This is a genomic window from uncultured Slackia sp. (assembly GCF_934630525.1).
In the GTDB taxonomy this organism is placed as follows: domain Bacteria; phylum Actinomycetota; class Coriobacteriia; order Coriobacteriales; family Eggerthellaceae; genus Slackia.
The window spans coordinates 60,868-80,573 of record NZ_CAKTVX010000011.1 but is presented as its reverse complement, the minus strand read 5'-3'; the positions used below and the strand labels follow the sequence as shown (position 1 = coordinate 80,573).

Here is a 19,706-nt window from a genome sequence, read left to right as displayed (position 1 = left end):
CCGCGGCTCCTGCGAGATCGGGTTCCCCATCGCCAAGGCGGCCCCGGAGTTCGAGGCGCCCGCCCCCGTCGAGGCGGACTACGGCCAGAGGCTCGGCGACGTGGCCCTGCCCGAGGGCTTCTCGTGGCAGAACGGCGATGCGGTCGTCGATTGGCATGGGAAGAAGACGCTGCTCGCCCGTTTTACGCCAAAGGACCAGGCGAATTACGATTCCGTTGACGGGATTGCCGTCGACGTGATCGCTCGCCATAAGGACCTGAAGGCCGCCGAGGTCGAGTTTGGGGGGTCGCCGTTCGAATACACCGGCCGCCCCGTGGAGCCGAATCCGGCCATATCGATGGACGGGGAGCCCCTTGTCGAGGGCGTCGACTATTCTGTCGAGTACAAGGACAACGTTCTTCCCGGCAAAGCCGAGGCCCTCGTTCGCGGCATGGGGCGTTTTGCCGGATCCTCCGTTGAGGCCGGCTTTGACATCGTGCGCAGCGCCGGAAATTGCATCGCGCTTCCTGGCCACTGGGCGACTGGATCTGGCGGTTGGTGGTACCCCTACGACAACGGCGGCTATCCCGCGAACGAGTGGTGCATCATCGACGGCTCTTACTACCACTTCAACGGATCGGGCTATATGCAAACGGGCTGGCTGAATTTGGGCGGCACGTGGTACTACCTTTCCAGCTCCGGCATTATGCAGACTGGCTGGCAGAAGATTGGCGGCTCCTGGTATTGGTTCGACGATTCCGGCGCGATGGCCTCGGGCTGGCGCGTGGTTGATGGATCGTACTATTACTTCGACGGCTCCGGCGTTATGCAGACCGGCTGGCTGAGCACGGGCGGCGCCTGGTACTACCTCTCCGGCTCCGGCGCGATGGCAACGGGCTGGCAGACGATCGGCGGCGAAAGGTACCACTTCGACGGCTCGGGAGCCATGGCTTCCGGCTGGACCGTCGTCGACGGCTCGTACTACTACTTCGACGGCTCCGGCGCCATGCAAACGGGCTGGCTGAATCGCGGCGGCGCGTGGTACTGGCTCGGCGACTCGGGCGCCATGGCGACCGGCTGGCAGGCGATCGGCGGCGCGAAGTACTGGTTCGACGATTCCGGCGCGATGGCCACGGGCTGGAAGTGGATCGACGGCTCGTGCTACTTCTTCGACGGCTCCGGCGTCATGCAGACAGATAAACGGATCGACGGCTCCTACGTCGGCTCTGACGGGCGATGGGTGCAAAACGCATAAGACATGCGATTCTATGCAGCCGGGGTGTATGCCCCGGCTGTTTTTATTTCCCTTCATCGCGGAAGGCCGAGGGGTCTATGTCGACTACTGGACTGTCGGCCTTCTTGGCCCAGTCCGAGAGACTGCCCGGCCGCATTCCTCCCTTAGTAACCTATCGCCCGTGGAACATGAACGGCAATACACTCATTAGCTCGATTCGGAATGCCTATAGAACAATCCCGGTCCATTCGTTACCACCTCCCATTTGTCAATGGGGATGGGTGGATTCAGATGCCTGTCGTTTTTTGATGCCGATGAGAAGATAAAACTGAATATTTTTTGTTAATATGCAATATATAAGTTGCCCTAGGCGTACAGAAAGCGCTTTCAGTGGCTCCGCGTCTTTTAGCTTTGATGGGTGTGATTATGCGAAAAAAACGAGGCCATTCTACTCGCCGCGCTTTGTATGCTGCTCTCTCCGTTCTTGTGGCATTTTGTTTTTGTGTCGCCGCGTCTCCCGTTCATGCAGAGGAGGTCTCGGAGCCTTCGTCGCCGATTCAGATCAACGGGGATACGGCGAATGTTGCGGTCAATCTCTTTGCCGATGAAAATCATACCCAGCCCATTGATGGCGCTGTGACGTCAATATCTCATTTTTACGGAGCTTTCTCGGCAAAATTCTTGAGCGGCAAGGCACCCTCTGTCGACAACGACGTTGCCGTCTATGAATTCCCTGGCACCATCGTCGTCGACGATAACGATGGCGGCGACCTCATGGAAGGATCAGGCGCCGATGCCGCCAAAGCTGGCACCTGGGCAATTAGGGACAACAAAGTTATTTTTTCGTTTGATACGAAGTGGCTCGAAGGAAATCCCGCGGACATTTACGTTGCCGCTAATTTTTCGTTCAAACTTAAGAATAAGGACGCCGGCTCGGGCGACAACGTTTCTGTAGTGTTCCCTGGCGCGGGGTCGATTCAGGTTCCCATTAAAGATGGCAGCGTCGCAGGAACGAAATCGGGAGCTTTCTCCCAAGGTGCCGACGGCATGGCAAAGGTCGCCTGGGCCGTGAACTTGAATGTAGAGTCGTACGCAACAAACGTTAAATTCGTTGACGAGCTGGGCGACAATTTCAGCTATGTTGAAGGAAGCTTCGCACTCGATGGCAAGAAGCTCGATCCTCAACCGACGATTTCCGGTCAGACCGCAACCATTGGCAATTTGGGAAATCTTTCCCAGGGGGATCATACGGTCACGTATGAAACAGTGCTGAAGAACAGTGTTTCCGTAAAGGATCGCGAGTATATCGACCAGCAAGAAGCCTCTAAAAACACAGCAACGTGGGAGTGGGGCGGCACCGACGATCGCCAATCCGGCACGGTGACGGTTGCTCCTGGCGGCTTTCGTTACGACATGATCAGCAAATCTAATGGCTCGGGTACGCCGTCTGACATCGTTTGGACGGTAGCTCTTAACCAAGGCGAACTCAAAGCCGACATGAGCGGCTATGTGTTCACCGACAAATTGGATGCCAAGCAGTCATATAAGGGAAGCTACACGGTTTATAAAGGCAGTTCGGGGTCGGAGGTTTTTGCGACTGGCACGCTCGATGCATCGCAGGCTTCCTTTACCTATACATTCCCGAACGACCTCGCTGATAAATACGCAACCTATCGCATTGTTTATCACACGACAATGAACGACACGAATTCGTACGACACCGTGAGCAACAGTGCAATCATCGAGCATGAGGGCTCTATTTCCGGATCAGATGATGGCAAATTCACGCCGCAGCTCGTGGGCACGCCGATTACCAAGAGACTTGTGAGCTCCGACGAAGCTGCGACGACGGGAAGGGCGACATGGGAAACGCGTGTTGCGCTCAAGGCAATCGTCAATGCGGTTAATCCTGATAAGGTGACGGTGAAGGACACGTTCCAGACGGCATGGAAGCAAGATATCGGTGTCGACGTAGACTCCATCACTATTAAAATCGGTGCAACCGAGCTTGTGATGGGACAGAACGGCGACTGGAACCTAACGGCCAACTGGTCGGTCGGTGGAACGAAGAGAAATTTCAATCTTGATATATATGTCAACGACAAGGTAAGGGCAGCCCTCGAGAACGAGGATTACGCTGTCATCACGTACACCACGACATCCGATGCGCTGCCAGGATGGTATTCGAACTTCGCATCGGTGAGCGCGTCGGGCTTGAACCTTCAGCGACAGTACTCGGACCTTGTTATGTACGTTGTCAACCAGGACACGACGCCCGCGGTCGAGAAGCCGGAAGCGGAGTCGAAGGTGTCTTGGGACGAGAGCTTCGACTGGAGCGCCGTTGACGGTTCGAACGAGAAAGGCGCATGGGTCGTCGACTGGACAGTGTACGCGAACCGTCAGAAGAGCACAGAGGGAGAATACTATGGAGCCGGAAAGCTCGGCGGTGCTCCGCTGAACATTATCGATACCCTCCCAGATGGCATGACCTACGTTGCGAACTCCGCCAAGTACACGCTCGTGCAGAATCCCTATGATTTGCATACGGGGCTTGGTCGCGGAAGCGAGAGCAAGACGGTCGCTTCCGACTGCCGGCTCTCTGCTGGTAACGTGAGCAATGACGGCAACACGGTTACCTTCTCCGTTCCGACGACGGCGCTTGGCGACTATGCTGGTTACGCGAAGCTCACGTATCAGACGGCGGTCAAGCGCAGCGCGCTCGACGCTTCTGCGAATGAAATGAAATTCACCAACTCGGCCAACGCTGAGTCGGGAAGCAAAGTGTTCGAGTCTGGTAGTGGCACTGTTACCATCAAGAACAATGTGATTGAAAAGACTGGCGAGCAGGTCGGCAACAGCAATCGCATTAAGTACACCATTCTCGTTAACGAGTCGGCTGTCGACCTGATGGAGGGAAGCGATTTCCTTGAGCTTGTCGACGTCATGGATGCCAAGTGCACGCTCGTGCCGTCGACGCTCAAGGTTTATGAGCGCGGGAACGCTTTTTGGAAGGAGCTGCCCGAGAGCGGCTATTCCTCGAAAATGGAGCAGGTCGAAGGCGATGCGGGCCTGAGCACTCGACTGACCCTCAAAGTCCCCGACGGCAAGTATCTCAAGGTCGAGTACGAGGTCATTCCGAGCGGGGCGCCCGGTGATAAAGTCTCTCTTTCCAACACCGCCAAGCTCACAGGCGTGACAGATGGCTCTGCGACCGATGAGCAGATATGGACCATCAAGAATGCCGCTGCCAGCGCGGGCGGCAATGGCTATGGCATCACAATGACTAAATACGATGCCCAGCAGATCGGCGCGACGCTCGAGGGCGCAGAGTTCACGCTTTATAGCGTGGATGTAGACCAGGCCAAGACGGCGGGCGTGGAAGGCGCCAGAACGCTGTTTGAAACAGCTCTGACCAATGCCGCTGGCAAGATTTCGTTTGGCACGAGCGCCAAGGCGATGAGCGATTGCGTGCTGTATCAGCTCGTGGAATCGAAGGCGCCCGATGGCTATGCCGTTGCAGACCCCACGTGGATTATGCTCAAGGGCAACGCGAGTGACGATGTATACCAAACTGCGCTTGAAAAGGCGAAGCTCGTTGTTGGCGGCGCCGATATCGTTGGCGACGCGGAGAAAGACGAGATCTGGATCTACGATGACCGCATGACGGGCATTGCCAATATCGATGCGGTGAAGGTGCTCAAAGGCAGCGCGATCAAGGCCGGACAGTTCTCGTTTGCGCTCAAGGATGCCGAGGGCAAAGTACTTCAGACGGTGACCAACGATGCCGAGGGAAATGTCTCCTTTGTTGTCGAGTACAACAAGGCTGGCGAATATCATTACACCATCTCTGAGGTTGTCCCCGAGGATGCCGAGAACAACGTCAAAGACCACATTACCTACGACACGGTCGAACACGATGTCACGGTGGAGGTGACTAACGGCAACGGAAAGCTTGACGCCGTTGTTACCTACGACGGCGGCTCCTTGACTCCGCCAACCTTCACCAACAAATACTCGACGAGTTTGCCGTCCACTGGCGGCGCGGGTATGACGGCGACGTATCTTGTCGGCGCCGCGCTTCTCGTTATCGCTGGCATTCGGATACTTCTATACCGCACTGGCGCAAAGAAGGGAGGGGTGCGTCGTGACTAGCTACGGCTTTGGGTCTCGCGCCCGTAGGTTTGCTGTTCTGCTTTGCGTGCTCGCGCTCGCGCTCGCGCCATTCCTTCCAAAGGTCGCCTTGGCATCTTCCGCAACTGAGTGCGCTGCGACGGTGGGCACTCTTACCGTGTCGCCCTCGGTCGCCGATGAGTATGAGGCATACCAGCTTTTTGATGCGAAGGTTACTGACGGAGGCGGCTCTGGGGAAAAGCTGGCCATTGATGTGGCGTGGGCGAGCGATGCCGCGCGCGATGCTGCTCTTCCCGTTTTGCGCGAAGCCGGCATGGATGGTGCGAAAACCGTCGCGCAGGACGTTGCCGAGTGGATTGATGCCGATGGGCGCATGACGCCTTCGCTTGCTCTGGAGCTCGCCCGTGCGCTTCGCTCGTCTGGCGTGGAGCCCAGGGCGATTTCTGCCGGCGTGAGCGAAGAATTGCCTGCAGGATATTGGCTTGTTGTGGCCGATGATGCCGCCATTGGCGAATCTCAGGCGGGTACGGCGCCGATATTTGCGCTGGTGGGCGGTGCGCCGGTTACCGTTGTGCCCAAGGCTGCTGTGCCGGAAGTTCGAAAATATGTGCTCGAGGATTCAGACGGCGCGTGGCGGAAGGCCGCCGACGCCACCGTGGGCGATGACTTGTACTGGCGCTTTTGCGCCACGATTCCAGCAGGTCTTGTTGGCTACGAAGCATATACGGTTGAGTTTAGCGACACTATGAGCGCAGGGCTTGATTCCGCCAAGGTCGCTTCGAGTGCGCGTGTCTACTTGGCTGCGGGGGCCGGCGGCGGCTTCGACGCGGTCTGCGTCGATGGCGGCTCTGTTGGCTACGAGCCTGCTGATGGGTGGAAGGATATCACCGCTGGGTGTTCTGTTTCGGTTGACGCCGAGACACATACCTTCACGCTGAGGACGGGCGACCTGATTTCCGAGCTTGAAAGTTCGGAAAGCTTCGGAGATGGCGCCCGCTTGGTCGTGGTTTACAATGCGCCGCTCGGCACGGAGGCAAACCGCGGAGTGGTGCAGGGCAATCCCAACGAAGTTTTCCTGCGCTACCCCCGTTCTCCCTTTGCCGATCAGGGCGGTGAGGGTGGCTATACCTGCACTCCGAGCGACAACGCCACCGCCTATACCTGGGATCTCTCGCTTTCCAAGCGGTCGAGCGACGATCGAACGCCGCTTTCGGGCGCAGTGCTGCGTGTTACCGACGACCGCGGGCGCCAACTTACGGCAGACGGGACGTGGTCTCGGGGCGATGCGACTGTTACCACCGGCGTGGACGGGTGCGTGACGATCGGCGGCGTGGACTCTGGGACGCTGATGGTTGAGGAGGTTGCGGCACCTGAGGGCTTCGTTGGTTTTGCGGGTGCCCGGGCGCTCACTCTTGCAATTGAAGGGCTCGACGTCCAGCAAGTTGCAGCTGCGAAGCCCGCGCTCACCGTGTCTGCCGAAGACCCTCTGCTCGTTGATGGGGTGGATGCCAGCTCGGGAGTCGTGGAGTCTACGGTCTTGAACTCCCCGAAACCCTCGAACCCGAGTGAATGGCTCGGCGGGCTTTTCCCTAAGACCGGCGATCGGTGCCTGACCTACGCATTCATGCTTATGGCAGTTGGAATGCTGCTTATGGCCGGGTTGCGCTTCCTTGGACGGGGAAAGAGCCGTCGTGGCGAGTAGCCGCTTCGCGCCATGTGCGTATTGCCCCCACCGTGGCTGTGTCGTTTTTGCTCGCCCACTCTTCAATAATCGGCCTAAAGGACGGCTTGGGGCCGTTCCCAATGTTTCATTATTCTTCATATAGAGAGGAACCAGGTTTGAAAACGAATAAGAAGTTCGCCCGCATTGCCCTCGCAACGGGGCTTACTGCGACGATGGCTTTCGGTACCATCGTTACGCCCGCATCCATGGCGTTTGCTGCGGGTGCAGGATCGACCGTCACTTTCGAGGACGGCGTTTACTCTGCATCGTCTACCTATAAGGGCATTCAGATTTTCAAGGGAACGGTCGCCATAAGCGATGAAGCTACGACGGTGAGCAGCATCGATTGGGCGAGCGACACCGCCAAGGCCGCTGTGTTGACCGCCATTAAGGCGAAGGATGCGTCGTATGCCAGCGAAAACGCGCAGGATGCCGCCGATTGGCTGAACGCCAACGCCGGGGTCTCTGGAGTTGACTCGAAGGTCGAAAGCAGCAATGTTCTGAGCATGATTGCCGCAAATCTGAATGACAGCGGCGCTTGGAAGACGACGACTGCGGGCAACGCGTCCCTTTCCGGCCTTGAGGCGGGCTATTGGCTGTTCCTTACCGATACCGCTGGAACGCCTGACGGCACGTCGACCGATGCGTTCACCTCTCCCGTGTACGCTGTGATTGACGGCACCAGCTCGACGATTGTCACCCCCAAGAAGGGCGTGCCTACCGTCGAGAAGAAAATCCTCGACGACGCGGACGCCACCGTTGCGGATGTCAAGAGCTCCGATAAATGGAGGGACGTCGCCGATTCCCAAATCGGCCAAGAGGTGAACTATAAGCTCACTGGTACCATTGCCAGCAACTATGCCACTTTTGATGCGTATGCCTACAAGTTCACCGATGTGCTTTCGAGCGGCCTTGATTACGTTGATGGTTCGGTTGAGGTGTACGCGCTTAACAGCGGAACTTACACCGAAATTGATATGAGCAAGTACGAAGTGGCCTGGACTGATAATGCGTTGACGGTGGAGTTTAAAGTCGGCGATGGCCATAAGGGCCTCAAGGACGTTGAGGGCGTGAATGCCAACACCGAAATCGTCGTTTTCTATAAGGCTAAACTGAACGGCAACGCCACGATCGGCAATGCTGACGGCGATAGCAAGGGCGGCAACCCCAACACCGTCAAGCTCGCGTACTCCAACAACCCGTATGCCGAGGGCATGGGCGAGACGATCGAGGATGCCGTCGCCGACTTTGCGTTCAAACTCAATCTCAACAAGGTCGACCAGGGTACCGAGAAGGGCCTTGCAGGTGCCGTATTCACGATTCAATCTGCCGATTCGAATACAGAGGGCCAGTACATCGCTTCGATGGCAGACGCTAACGCTGGTGTCGTTGCGGGGCAGCTCGTGACCGTTGCCGATGCTGGCAACCTCCCCGATTATGTGAAGTTCGCGTCTGGAAATGATGGTGTAATCGCCGTCTCCGGCCTCGATGCCGGTTCCTATACGGTGACCGAGGTTAAGACGCCTGATGACAGCAAGTACACCAAGGCCGATCCATTTACTTTCACCATCGCCGCTCAATATGACGATACGGCGATGAAGGTGACGAGCCTTAAGGCTGAGATCTCCGAGGCCGATAAGGGTCGTACCGATATCGCTTTCGGTACGCTCGATGGCACCGCCGGTGACAATAAGCTGACCGCTACAGATGGCACGGGAACCAATGCCGCTGCCGGCGAGGTTACTATCAACGTTGGTAACACCAAGTCCGTGGGGCTTCCCATCACCGGTCTTGGCGGCGTGACGCTTACTTGGGTGATAGGTGCCGCGGTGCTCATTATCGGCGTAGCGCACCTCATTCGCAGCCGTCGTGCGGAGTCCGAGGAATAATCGGCGTTCCGGCCTATTCCTTTTCGAATGGATTATTGTTTTTGAGCGGCGAGGCCCTGCGGTTTTTTGACCCGCGGGGCCTCGCTCTTTAGGTGGCGTTCGTGTCGCGGCCTCGCGTTTTTTACCATGTACGCTTTCGCCCGTGAACCAGCAACCTTTACGTATTCGTGACGACCGACGTTGGAGGCGCCGAGACGATGAAGCATCGAGACGATCGCATGGCGGTGAATGCCTCCGCCTCCTGTAGCAAGAGACGCCGTAAGCGTTTGCCTCGCTGGGCCGATCGGCTTATTACTATGGTTGTCATTCTCGTCGGCGTCGGTCTGATGGTGTGGCCGTGGGTCTTTGACAGACTTGAGGCTTCGGGTGTTTTCAATCAAATCAACGCCGTGTCTAGCACGGTAGACACTCTTCCTGCGGAGGAGCGTGAACGGATTCTTCTCCAGGCTCGTGCGTACAACGAATTGCTCGCCCACGAAAGCCCCGAGCTTCCCGCCGACCAGGTAGAGCCCTATGAAGATCAGCTTATATTCGATCGCGACCCCATGATGAGTTGGGTTGAGATTCCATCTATTAACGTAAGTATGCCCATCTATCACGGCACGAGTGAAGAAGTGCTCATGGCTGGTGTTGGCCACCTCGAGGGTACGAGCTTGCCCGTGGGCGGGACGTCTTCCCATTGCGTGCTCACGGCTCATTCCGGCATGCGCAACCTTAGCATGTTCGACGACATCCACGCTCTCAAAGAGGGCGATCTCGTTCTTCTGCACACCATGGGCCAAACGCTCGCGTACAAGGTGGCGGGTTCTGAGGTGGCGTGGCCCGACGAGATTGAATCCCTCGCCATTGAGCCAGGGGCTGATAAGCTGACGCTCGTGACTTGCACGCCTTATGGCGTGAACGACCATCGGTTGTTCGTCCATTGCGATCGTACCGAATATGTCGAGCAAGAAGCTGTTGAGCAGAAGGGGCTCTTGGCGAGGCATTGGGGTAGGCGCGAAGCTGCGGTCCTCGTTGTTGTTGCGGCTATGGCGCTTGTTTTGCTTGATGTCGTCGTCCATCGGGTTCGCAAACGGCGGAACGGTAAGTCCAACGGTGGTTGCGAATAAAGGGGCCGTTGAGGGCCATGGATGGTTCGATAAAGGTAATATGTGCGGTGAACGGAAGCTTTCCGTGGCGGCCGTCGGCTATGGCGTCATAATCGACGAGCGTGAGACGGGAGTGGCGTGATTGGTTGTACATGGCGGTTTTTTTTTGGAGGGGCTGCGCATGGCAAAGCGTAAAACCTGTTTTCTTGTTGCGGCGTGTGTATGGGTGACATTGCTTGCATGCGGCGCGTTGAACTGCGCTTATGCGGACGAGTCTTCCGATGGGGCGAACAGCTGGCGCTTCTTTAATGGCGAGCTCGTTTTAAGCGACAGCGGCGCGAGCACCGACAATTTAGGCACGTTTGAGGAGACCGCCGCCGATTCCGCCGATGGCGTAATGGCGTGCTCGGTTGAAACCAACGGCAATGGCTGGCCAGTGTATAATTGGTTTGATCAGTTCAGCAAGGGGTATTGCACTGGCGCCGGCGCATATAAAGGCATCGACGTAAGTGAATGGCAGGGGAAGATTAATTGGGCCCAGGTGAAAACCGCGGGCGTCGATTTCGCGATTCTTCGTTGCGGCTACGCCTCCACCCATGCAGACATTCAGTGGCACAACAATGTGCAGGGGTGCCTGTCGACCGGCATGCCGTTTGGCGTATACCTGTATTCAAGGGCCACGTCGCCCGAAGAGGCGAGCAAGGAAGCCGATTTCGCTATCTCCCAGTTGAAGAGCGAGGGGCTTACGGGCGCCGATTTGGCTTTCCCCGTTTATTTCGATATGGAAGATTCGAAAATGGTGGGGAAGAATTACGCCGCAATCGCGCAGGCGTTTTTCGACAAGCTCACGGCGGCGGGCTATCCCGTGGGGACGTATGCAAACCTTTCTTGGTGGAACACGTACCTCACGTCCCCTGTGTTCGACAAGTATTCGAAATGGGTTGCTGCGTACAATACGTCAATTGGCCTGACGTATGCGCCCATGTCGAATTTCAGCGAGGGTAATGGCGTTTGGCAGTTCTCGGACTATGGCGTTATCCCGGGAATAAGCGAAAGGGTCGACCTTAATTACACCTATATGGAGCCCATTAACAGCGACCATTGGGTTAAGTCGGGATCGAAGTGGTGGTATCGATACGCCGATGGCAGCTATCCTGCGAACTGTTGGGCGCAGATTGACGACCAGTGGTACCACTTCGATGTGTCGGGCTGGATGCAAACCGGCTGGCTTTGGACCAACGAGCATTGGTACTATCTCGATTCCTGGTCGGGAGCAATGCGCGTGGGCTGGTTCAGCATCGAGGGAACCTGGTATTACTTCGACGCCAACGCGGGCGGCGCTATGGTAACGGGCCTGAAAACAATCCAAGGCAATGGGTATTTCTTCGAGAGCTCGGGCGCTATGGCTACGGGCTGGTGTTCGGACGACGGGGTTTGGCGCTATGCCACTTCATCGGGCTCGCTTGTGCTGGGCAAGAATTCCATCAACGGCTCGTGGTATTGGTTTGATGCGGGCACTTACGCGATGCATGAAGGCTGGCTTGACCAGGACGGTTCGCGCTATTGGTTCGCCGATGGCGGCGATGGCCGAATGGCCACGGGGTGGCAGCGCGTGGATGCCGATTGGTACCTTTTCGATTCATCGGGGGCGATGCTCACGGGCTGGCAAAACAGGGGCTCGTGGTACCACTTGGGCTCTTCGGGCGCCATGAGCACGGGGTGGCTGCAGGAAGGCAATTTCTGGTACTACCTCGATGCGAGCAGCGGCGTTATGCAAACCGGCTGGCTGAATGTGGGCGGTTCACGATATTGGCTGGGCGATTCGGGCGCTATGACCACTGGCTGGCAAACGGTTGACGGTGTGCGGCATTACTTCGGCGAGTCGGGCGCGATGGCCGTGGACTGGTGCGAGATCGGCGATGCGTGGTACTGGTTCGACGATTCTGGCGTCATGGTTACTGGCCTTAAGCAGATTGGCTCCAGGTACTATTTCTTCGACGAAGCGGGCGTCATGCAGACTGGCTGGCTCAATCTTAATGGCGCGTGGCATTACGCGAACGTGTCTGGCGGGTTCGAAACGGGCTGGTTGAGCTTGGGCGATTCCTGGTATTGGTTCAATGATGCCGCAGAAATGGCCATCGGTTGGCGCACTATCGGCGGCTCGAAATACTATTTCGAGAATTCCGGCGCCATGGCTACGGGCTGGAAATGGATTAACGGCTCGTGCTACTACTTCGACGGATCGGGCGTCATGCAGTCTTCGAAGCGGATCGACGGCGACTACGTGGACGCCGAAGGAAGTGGGTGCGCGGCGCGTAAATAGGTGCGATTCGGCATTACGCTTGGAGCGGAAATTGGGTTCGTAAAGCGAAATGACATTGTGCCGGTTTTCGTGCGTGCCGCGGGATGAATGCTCGATTTGTTTTTTTTTGAAAACAGGCAAGCTGGCGTTTCGCCGTTGGGAAAGCGAGCCCAACGGCGAAATTGCTCAGCAAGGCAAGTTAATGTGAGTACTTTAGCCAGCTGAGGTGCTCGTTCTTTTCCATTTTCATTATCAGCGCCGTTAGAAGCCACGAAGCCACAAGCACGATGAAGAAGGTTTCAAGAGGGGTTGGCGAAAACGGCGTAAAGCGCATGATGGCGTAGTTCAGATTGTCATGAAGGCAGTACGTGACAATGCTTGCATTTCGCAAGAATGCCGCATATTTGCAGCTGACGTTGACCCTTAGAGATAATACGAAAGCCGGGATGCAGAAAACGGCAAGTCCAAGATAGCAATCGTCGGCATAGGACCATTGATTTGCGAGGATAAAGAACTGTTCGGTATAGATAGCACCTAGACCGACAAACATTATCGCCAAAAGGGAAGAAGTGCTCACCTTTGAAAGGCGCAGCTCATTGTCGGCGATGCATTTACCGGCGGCTATCCAAAAAATGGCAACCCAGAACGAGTTGTAATCGTTGGATCCAAATGCGTAGCAAAGCGCGTCGTAGTGGGGCGCCACCAAGGGCGATGCCCCATAGTTGCTCATCGCGCAGCAAGCAAGGTAAGGAATCACCGAAAGCAGCAGAATCGTTTTATTTCCAAGGTATCTTGAGACAACTACAATGATCAATGTGGCGATAATGCTTGCCATAATGTACCAAGAGGCTATGAACGTGCTTCCGAACAGAAAGGAATAAAGGGCTCTGAAAAGGCCAGAAAGGAAGCCATCGCTAAACCATTGCCTGTAGGAGAGCGTCGGAATAAGCAACACTATGAGCCAGAAGAAATAGAGCTGCAGGTTGCGCTTGACGTAGCGTTCGATTCTGGCGATTTTCTTTTCGACGGTTTCGGCTTCCCCATATTTTTTGAAGAAAAGATAGGCGGATATAAGGAAAAACAAGGGGACCGCTGTTCGTAAGAATGGACGCAAGATGGGATTAAGGGATTCGATGGGACTGATGTGAATAACCACAATCAGGATGCTGAGGGCGAATTTGGTCACGTCGATAAAATCGCGTCGTTGCTTGGAGGACTGCATATATTTCACCATTGCCTAGGGTTTAGATTCTTCGTATGGCTCCTTGATGGAGGGGCGACATCTCCTGGGAGCAATTCGCATAGCCATTGTAGTCTTTTGCGGTTTTGCAAAGGGCAGATTTTCGCCTATGCAAATAATAGTCGACAATTACCAGCCCTCTTGTTTGCATAGCGTCTCTTTTTGTGGCAGGCATTTAACCAGGGAGGGCGCTTCTGCGTCGGGTCGCAGCATGATGCCGGCGCCATGGTTACGGGCTGGAAATGGATTAACGGCTCGTGCTACTACTTCGACGGATCGGGCGTCATGCAGTCTTCGAAGCGGATCGACGGCGACTACGTGGACGCCGAAGGCAAGTGGGTGCGCGGCGCGTAAATGGGTGCGATTCGGCACGAACGGCGGCGAAGCGGGTTAAGCGGCATGCCGATTTTTGCGCGATGTTTCTTCGCCGCGAGCGATGTGCGATTATCGGGGCGTCAAGAAACGCGAGGTCGGGCATTGGGGCGTTCTCAATGCTTCGGCTCCTAAGCGCATATATCAAATAAGAGAGGAGCGCTCGCATGAAGATTTCTGCACGCAATCAATTTGAAGGCACCATTTCCAGCGTTGTCGAAGGCTCTGTGAATGGCGTTGCGACCATCGACTTCGAGGGCTATGCCATCAAGGCCGACATCACCATGGAGTCCATCAAGGGCCTCGAGCTCGCCGAGGGCAAAAAGGCATTCGCCATCATCAAGGCTTCCAACGTGATGTTCGCCGCAGGCAGCGAGCCCATCAAGAACATTTCCGCGCGCAACCAGCTCGTGGGCACCATCACTTCTATTAAGGAAGGCGCCGTGAACGGCCATGTCGCGCTCGAGCTCGCCGACGGCAACAAGGTCACCGGTTCCATTACCAACGAGGCCATCGAGTCGCTCGGCCTGGCCGAGGGCGAGAAAGCCGTTGCCATCATCAAGTCGACCGACGTCATGGTAGGCGTGGAATAGGCCAGGCGCACCTCAGGCGATCTGTGCTGCGATGCTCAGGGGCGACATGAGGGGCGATCGGTGCACCTGTCTGCTTCACCGCGGCCTTGCGAAGCGAACGTTTTGCTTGTCCGGTTACGGTCGAGAATTGGATTGCTCGACGAAAGGCGCGTTCGGCGAGCCATCGTTCGTCTCATTTTGCGCGAAAGGCGGTCTTCGGGCCGCCTTTTCTTTTTCCTTATTATTTCTTGTTCTGAATAATCTATAATCGAGAACAGTTTTGAAAGGGAAAGGGGCTTTCGTGCGCGAAGACGAAGCATTGCAGGTCGAAGACGTATCGGCGTTGCTCGGCGTGGGCCGCAACACTGTGTACTCGCTTGCGAAATCGGGCGAGCTTGCGTCGTATCGCGTGGGTCGCAAACTGCGTTTCACGCGCGCCGACGTCGAGCATTACATCGAGTCGTCGAAAACGGGCGGTTCGCCGGCTTCGACGGGCCCCATTCCCGTTGCGCCCGCGTCTGCCACGGCCTCTTCTTCTCCCTATGCGACGGCTATTCCCGAAATAGCTCCCGCCGCCGATCCCTTCGTTATTTCGGGTGGCGATATCTCGGGCGACATTATTGCCCACGCGCTCTCTGGCAAGGGATTTCCCTGTTCGCGCGTCTATTTGGGAAGCTATCTCGCGCTTGTCGATTTGTATTTGGGCCGCTCCGATGCCGCCGTCGTGCACTTGTTCGACCGCAAGTCCGGCACGTATAACATTCCGTATGTGCAGCGCCTCGTGCCGGGCGTTCCGGTGTCGGTGGTGCGCGTTGCCCGCCGAAGCGTGGGCCTTATTGTGCAGGCTGGCAACCCCAAGCACCTTCATTCGTGGGGAAGTCTGCTCACGCGCGATGCGTCGCTCGTGAACGTCGCCTGTGGCTCGGCCATGCGCGTGCTACTCGACGAAGTGCTGTGCGAGCTCGAGGCGCGTCCCGAATCGGTGCGTGGCTACAATCGCGAAGTCGCCTCTCCTGATGCAGTGGCGGCGTTTGTGGCCAAAGGCGCGGCTGAAGCGGGCGTGGGCACTTCGAATCTCGCTCAGACGACCCTGGGCGTCGATTTCCTTCCCATGCAAAACGAGTGGATCGATATCGTGGTGAAGAAAAGCGAGCGCACGCGTTCGCTCGTGCGCGCCGTGAAGCGCCTGGGCGACGATCCCCGTGTGCGCCGCGAGCTCGAGGCTTTGGGCTTCGACGCGTCGCGTTTGGGCTCCATCATTTACGAGTCGTAACTCGATCAGTACGCGAAGCCTTTCACTTCTCTCAAGGTTCACAAAAGAACATGTTCCACCTGCCGTTTTTCGTCGGGTCGCATCGCGGCGCGCCGTATAATTCAGGCATGCGCGTTTCGCGTTTTCGCGAAACCTGTTAAACGCTACGAGCATTTAACAGGTTTCGGGTATTCGACGGGAGAAAGGAATCCCATGGTGCAGGAATACATGTTCGAGTCGTTCGACGGCACGGAACTCTACGGCAAAACCGATTCGGTGGCCGATCCGCGTGGCGTGGTGGTTATCGTGCACGGCTTGTGCGAGCATCAAGGCCGCTACGACTATCTCGCTATGCGCCTGAACGCGCAGGGCTATTCGGTGTATCGATTCGACCATCGCGGCCATGGCCGTTCGAAGGGCACCAAGGTCTTCTATTCCGCTTTCGATGAAATTGCGAAAGATATCGACGTCGTGGTCGACCGCGCGATCGCCGAAAATCCTGAGGCTCCGCTGTTCATCGTGGGCCATTCCATGGGCGGCTACGGCGCGGCGCTTTACGGGCACTTGCATCCGGGCAAGGTCGACGGCTACGTGCTCTCGGGCGCATGGACCCGCGACAATAAGGGCCTGGGCACAGGCGCGGTTGAAGCCGACGCTCCCGATTTGGCCTACATGCCCAATGAGCTGGGCGACGGCGTATGTTCCGACCCGTCGGTGGGCGAGGCATACATGGCCGACCCCTATGTCATTAAAGAAATGTCGTTCGGCCTGTTCCGCGCGTTGCACAAGGGTCATGCGTGGATGCGCGAGAATGCGAGCCGCTTCGTTGATCCGGTACTCATCCTGCATGGCGGCGACGACGGCCTGGTGGCCCCGAAAGACAGCCTTGAGCTCTACGAACAAATCGCCTCATGGGATAAGAGCCTTCGCATTTACGCCGGCCTCTATCACGAGATCTTCAACGAATACGATAAGGATGTCGTTATCGAAGACGCCCTCGATTGGCTCAATCTGCATGCCGATTTGGAATTCATCGACGTTGAGGAAGAGGAAGTCGAAGGCGACGAATAGCCAGCCGTCGCGTAAGAACGCGGTATAGGCGAAGAAAGCCCAGAAAGAAAAAGCGGGCCTCGCGCGGAAGATGCGCGAGGCCCGCAGTGTTTGGGCGCGCGATGCTATCGCAAGAACACGTGCAGCAGCTTTTCGTAAAGCGCGCTTGAATACGGCTGGTAGCGCATGGGCAAATCGAGCCACGTTTTCTTGTCGACAATCGATTTGACGTGCGAAAACGCCTCGAAGCCGCGCTTGCCGTGGTAGCCGCCCATGCCGCTTTCGCCCACGCCGCCGAACGCCATCTTGCTTGTCGCCAGGTGGATGACGACGTCGTTGATGCAGCCGCCGCCGAATTGCAGCTCGTGCGTGAAGCGGTCGATGTGTCCCTTGTCGCTCGAGAACAAATACGCGGCAAGCGGCTTCGCCTTGCCTTTAAGGCCTTGTGCCACCTGGTCAAATGTCTCAAACGTAAGAATGGGCAGAATCGGCCCGAAAATCTCTTCTCCCATAACCGCGTCGCTCGCCGTGACGCCGTCCATAATCGTGGGCGCGATGCGGCAGCTTTCGGCGTCGCGCTCGCCGCCATGCACCACTTTGTTCTCGTCGATAAGTCCGCACAGGCGCTCGAAGTGCTTCTGGTTCACGATTTTGCCGTAGTCGGCGTTTTCGAGCGGTGCTTTGCCGAATTGGCGTTCAATCTGTTTTGCCAGCTCAGCGACGAGTTTGTCGTGCACGCCGCGCTCAACGAGCACGTAATCGGGCGCCACGCACGTCTGCCCGCAGTTCAGGAACTTGCCAAACGCGATGCGCTTGGCGGCAAGCTCGATGTTCGCGCTCGCGTCCACGATGCACGGGCTCTTTCCGCCCAACTCAAGCACGGCGGGCGTGAGGAATTCGGCCGCGTGGCGCAGCACTTCCTTGCCCACGTTTTGGCTTCCCGTGAAGAAGATGAAGTCGAATTTCTGCTCGAGCAGCGCGGTGTTTTCCGCACGACCGCCCGTGACAACCGCCACGTGCTCGGGCGCGAAGCATTCCGCGACAATGCGCTCGATAATCGCGCTGGTCGCTGGCGAATAGGCGCTCGGCTTCAAAATAACGGTGTTGCCTGCGGCGATGGCGTCGGCGAGCGGGTCGATGGTCAGCAGGAACGGGTAGTTCCACGGGCTCATGACGAGCGTGTTGCCGTAGGGCACCGCCTGCGTGAAGCTGTGCGAGGCGAATTGCGCGAGCGGCGTGCGCACGGTTGTGCGGCGCGCCAGTTTGCGCGTGTGCTTGATCATGTACGAAATTTCGGTGAGCGCCAGGCCGCTTTCGCACATGAAGCCCTCGTAGGCGCTCTTGCCCAAATCGGCCGTGAGCGCCGCATGGATGTCGTCTTCGTGCTCCTTCACGGCGTCGTAGAGCTTGCGCAGGCTCTTGATGCGGAAATCGACGGAAAGCGTGGCTCCGCTGTTGAAGAAGGCGCGCTGCGTGTCGAGGAGTGCTTGGATTTCTTCGCCGGTCATTATTCGTTCCAATCTGCGATTTCTTCATAGAGGGCGGCCAGTTCGTGCTCGGTCATGAGCTTGGGCACGGGATAGAGCGGGTTCGCTTCGCGTTCGGCCGTGTGGGCCAGGTGTGCGATGTCGTCGCGCTTGATGCCGCTGATTTTCGTGGGGATGTTCATGCTCGCGTTGAGTTCCTTGATCGCCGCGATGAACTTCGCCGCGCCTTCGGCATCGGAATCGGTCGTGTCGCACACGCCCGCGGCCACGCCGAGCTGGTGAAGCTTTTTGTGCGCCGACTCGCCGTATGCTTCGAGCACGTAGGGCAGAATCACGGCGTTGGCCAGGCCGTGGGGCACGCCGTATTGGCCGCCGATCGAGTGGGCAATGGCGTGCACGTAGCCCACGTACGACATGGAAAACGCGATGCCCGCTTTGTATGCGGCGTGCAGCATGTTCTCGCGCGCCTCGTGGTCGTCGCCATGCTCATAGGCGCGCTGGATGTTTCCGAATATCAGTTTGGTTGCATCGAGCGCGAGTTCGCGCGTCTGTTTCGTGGTTGACCTGCCGATATATGCTTCCACGGCATGGGTGAGCGCGTCCATGCCCGTGGTGGAGGTAAGGTGCGGCGGCAGCGTGTAGGTGAGGTGCGCGTCGAGCACGGCGTAGTGGGGAATGAGCGGGAAGCTCATGATCGCGTATTTGTGGTGCTCGCGGCCGTCGGTAATCACGGCGGCCAAGGTGGCTTCGCTGCCCGTGCCCGCGGTGGTGGGAATGGCGATAATCGGGGGTGTCGCCTTGAGCACGCGCAGAACGCCCTTCATGCGCGAGAGCGGCTTGTTCGGGTACGCGACGCGCGCGCCCACGGCTTTGGCGCAGTCCATCGATGAGCCGCCGCCAATCGCGATAATCGCGGTGCATTGGCGCTGGCGGTAGAGCTCAAGGGCTTCTTCGACCTGGTCGACGGTGGGGTTGGGCTGGGTTTTGTCGTATATTGCGTAGTTCACGCCCGCGTCGCGCAGCGCCTCTTCGAGCGGTGCGGTGAGGCCGTTTTCCACGATGCCGCGGTCGGTTACCACGAGCACGGTGCGTGCGTGCTCCTTCGCAAGAGCGGGGCCCAAATCGGCGCACGAGCGAATGATTTCGGGCTCGCGGTAGGGGAGCACCGGGAGTACGGCGCGAAAACCGATTTGGAAGACGCGGCAGTAGGCTTTTTTAAGGAAAAACATGGCAGGCTTCTCTTTCTTGGGGCGGTGGCTGCTTCGACGGCGCGTGCGGCGTCGTGGGGCGGGCGGCATGCGTGTGGTTATCGTATGGGGGAGTGGGCGCGATACGCGCGGCTGTCGTGCAGGGTGGGCGCGATACGCGCGGCTGGCGCATGGTCAGG

At 57.5% G+C, this 19,706-nt stretch carries 13 protein-coding genes; 10 read left to right on the top strand and 3 right to left on the bottom strand.

The annotated features are described in order from the left end of the window. The 6 genes from Q0D41_RS08790 to Q0D41_RS08765 all read left to right on the top strand — a co-directional run. On the top strand, positions 1–1,234 hold a 1,234-nt coding region (locus Q0D41_RS08790; RefSeq protein ID WP_294378064.1), incomplete at its 5' end, for an N-acetylmuramoyl-L-alanine amidase family protein. Between the two features lie 660 nt (positions 1,235–1,894). After that, positions 1,895–5,365 (top strand): Spy0128 family protein, encoded by a 3,471-nt coding sequence (locus Q0D41_RS08785; RefSeq protein WP_294378061.1) that lies wholly within the window; start codon positions 1,895–1,897, stop codon positions 5,363–5,365. After that, entirely contained in the window at positions 5,358–7,046 is a 1,689-nt protein-coding gene (locus Q0D41_RS08780) for a SpaA isopeptide-forming pilin-related protein (protein ID WP_294378058.1), read from the top strand. The genes Q0D41_RS08785 and Q0D41_RS08780 overlap by 8 nt, the downstream gene beginning before the upstream one ends. A 137-nt stretch (positions 7,047–7,183) precedes the next feature. Further along, positions 7,184–8,956: an isopeptide-forming domain-containing fimbrial protein gene (locus Q0D41_RS08775; RefSeq protein WP_294378055.1), complete on the top strand. Its 1,773-nt coding sequence runs from the start codon at positions 7,184–7,186 to the stop codon at positions 8,954–8,956. Positions 8,957–9,252: 296 nt separating this feature from the next. After that, positions 9,253–10,065 carry a class C sortase gene (locus Q0D41_RS08770; RefSeq protein WP_294378051.1) on the top strand — a complete coding sequence of 271 codons (813 nt, stop codon included), beginning with the start codon at positions 9,253–9,255 and terminating at the stop codon, positions 10,063–10,065. A gap of 160 nt (positions 10,066–10,225) precedes the next feature. Beyond that, positions 10,226–12,367, top strand: coding sequence for a GH25 family lysozyme (locus Q0D41_RS08765; protein WP_294378047.1), 2,142 nt, complete (start codon positions 10,226–10,228; stop codon positions 12,365–12,367). Between the two features lie 178 nt (positions 12,368–12,545). Here Q0D41_RS08765 and Q0D41_RS08760 read toward each other — a convergent pair whose 3' ends face one another. After that, a complete protein-coding gene (locus Q0D41_RS08760; RefSeq protein ID WP_294378044.1) occupies positions 12,546–13,568 on the bottom strand; it encodes an acyltransferase family protein in 1,023 nt (340 codons plus the stop codon). Between the two features lie 180 nt (positions 13,569–13,748). On the opposite strand from Q0D41_RS08760, the gene Q0D41_RS08755 reads away from it, so the two are divergent. From Q0D41_RS08755 to Q0D41_RS08740, 4 genes are all read left to right on the top strand, one after another. Continuing rightward, the gene (locus Q0D41_RS08755; protein WP_294378042.1) at positions 13,749–13,940 is read left to right on the top strand and encodes a hypothetical protein; all 192 of its coding nucleotides are present in this window, start codon (positions 13,749–13,751) and stop codon (positions 13,938–13,940) included. Between the two features lie 185 nt (positions 13,941–14,125). Continuing rightward, complete coding sequence (locus tag Q0D41_RS08750; protein ID WP_294378038.1) at positions 14,126–14,551, top strand: molybdopterin-binding protein; 426 nt, start codon at positions 14,126–14,128, stop codon at positions 14,549–14,551. A 280-nt stretch (positions 14,552–14,831) separates the two neighbouring features. Next, positions 14,832–15,803 carry a substrate-binding domain-containing protein gene (locus Q0D41_RS08745; protein WP_294378035.1) on the top strand — a complete coding sequence of 324 codons (972 nt, stop codon included), beginning with the start codon at positions 14,832–14,834 and terminating at the stop codon, positions 15,801–15,803. A 192-nt stretch (positions 15,804–15,995) separates the two neighbouring features. Then, positions 15,996–16,853, top strand: coding sequence for an alpha/beta hydrolase (locus Q0D41_RS08740; protein WP_294378032.1), 858 nt, complete (start codon positions 15,996–15,998; stop codon positions 16,851–16,853). A 104-nt stretch (positions 16,854–16,957) separates the two neighbouring features. Here Q0D41_RS08740 and Q0D41_RS08735 read toward each other — a convergent pair whose 3' ends face one another. Together Q0D41_RS08735 and Q0D41_RS08730 are read right to left on the bottom strand one after the other, a co-directional pair. Then, positions 16,958–18,340 (bottom strand): aldehyde dehydrogenase, encoded by a 1,383-nt coding sequence (locus Q0D41_RS08735; RefSeq protein WP_294378030.1) that lies wholly within the window; start codon positions 18,338–18,340, stop codon positions 16,958–16,960. Next, the gene (locus Q0D41_RS08730; protein ID WP_294378027.1) at positions 18,340–19,548 is read right to left on the bottom strand and encodes an iron-containing alcohol dehydrogenase; all 1,209 of its coding nucleotides are present in this window, start codon (positions 19,546–19,548) and stop codon (positions 18,340–18,342) included. The genes Q0D41_RS08735 and Q0D41_RS08730 overlap by 1 nt, the downstream gene beginning before the upstream one ends. Positions 19,549–19,706: the final 158 nt, after the last annotated feature.

Bases quoted from the DNA above. Each gene is read 5' to 3' on its own strand.
- Q0D41_RS08765 (WP_294378047.1), top strand. From the start codon at position 10,226: ATGGCAAAGCGTAAAACCTGTTTTCTTGTTGCGGCGTGTGTATGGGTG.
- Q0D41_RS08730 (WP_294378027.1), bottom strand. From the start codon at position 19,548: ATGTTTTTCCTTAAAAAAGCCTACTGCCGCGTCTTCCAAATCGGTTTT.
- Q0D41_RS08740 (WP_294378032.1), top strand. From the start codon at position 15,996: ATGGTGCAGGAATACATGTTCGAGTCGTTCGACGGCACGGAACTCTAC.
- Q0D41_RS08760 (WP_294378044.1), bottom strand. From the start codon at position 13,568: ATGCAGTCCTCCAAGCAACGACGCGATTTTATCGACGTGACCAAATTC.
- Q0D41_RS08735 (WP_294378030.1), bottom strand. From the start codon at position 18,340: ATGACCGGCGAAGAAATCCAAGCACTCCTCGACACGCAGCGCGCCTTC.
- Q0D41_RS08770 (WP_294378051.1), top strand. From the start codon at position 9,253: ATGGTTGTCATTCTCGTCGGCGTCGGTCTGATGGTGTGGCCGTGGGTC.
- Q0D41_RS08750 (WP_294378038.1), top strand. From the start codon at position 14,126: ATGAAGATTTCTGCACGCAATCAATTTGAAGGCACCATTTCCAGCGTT.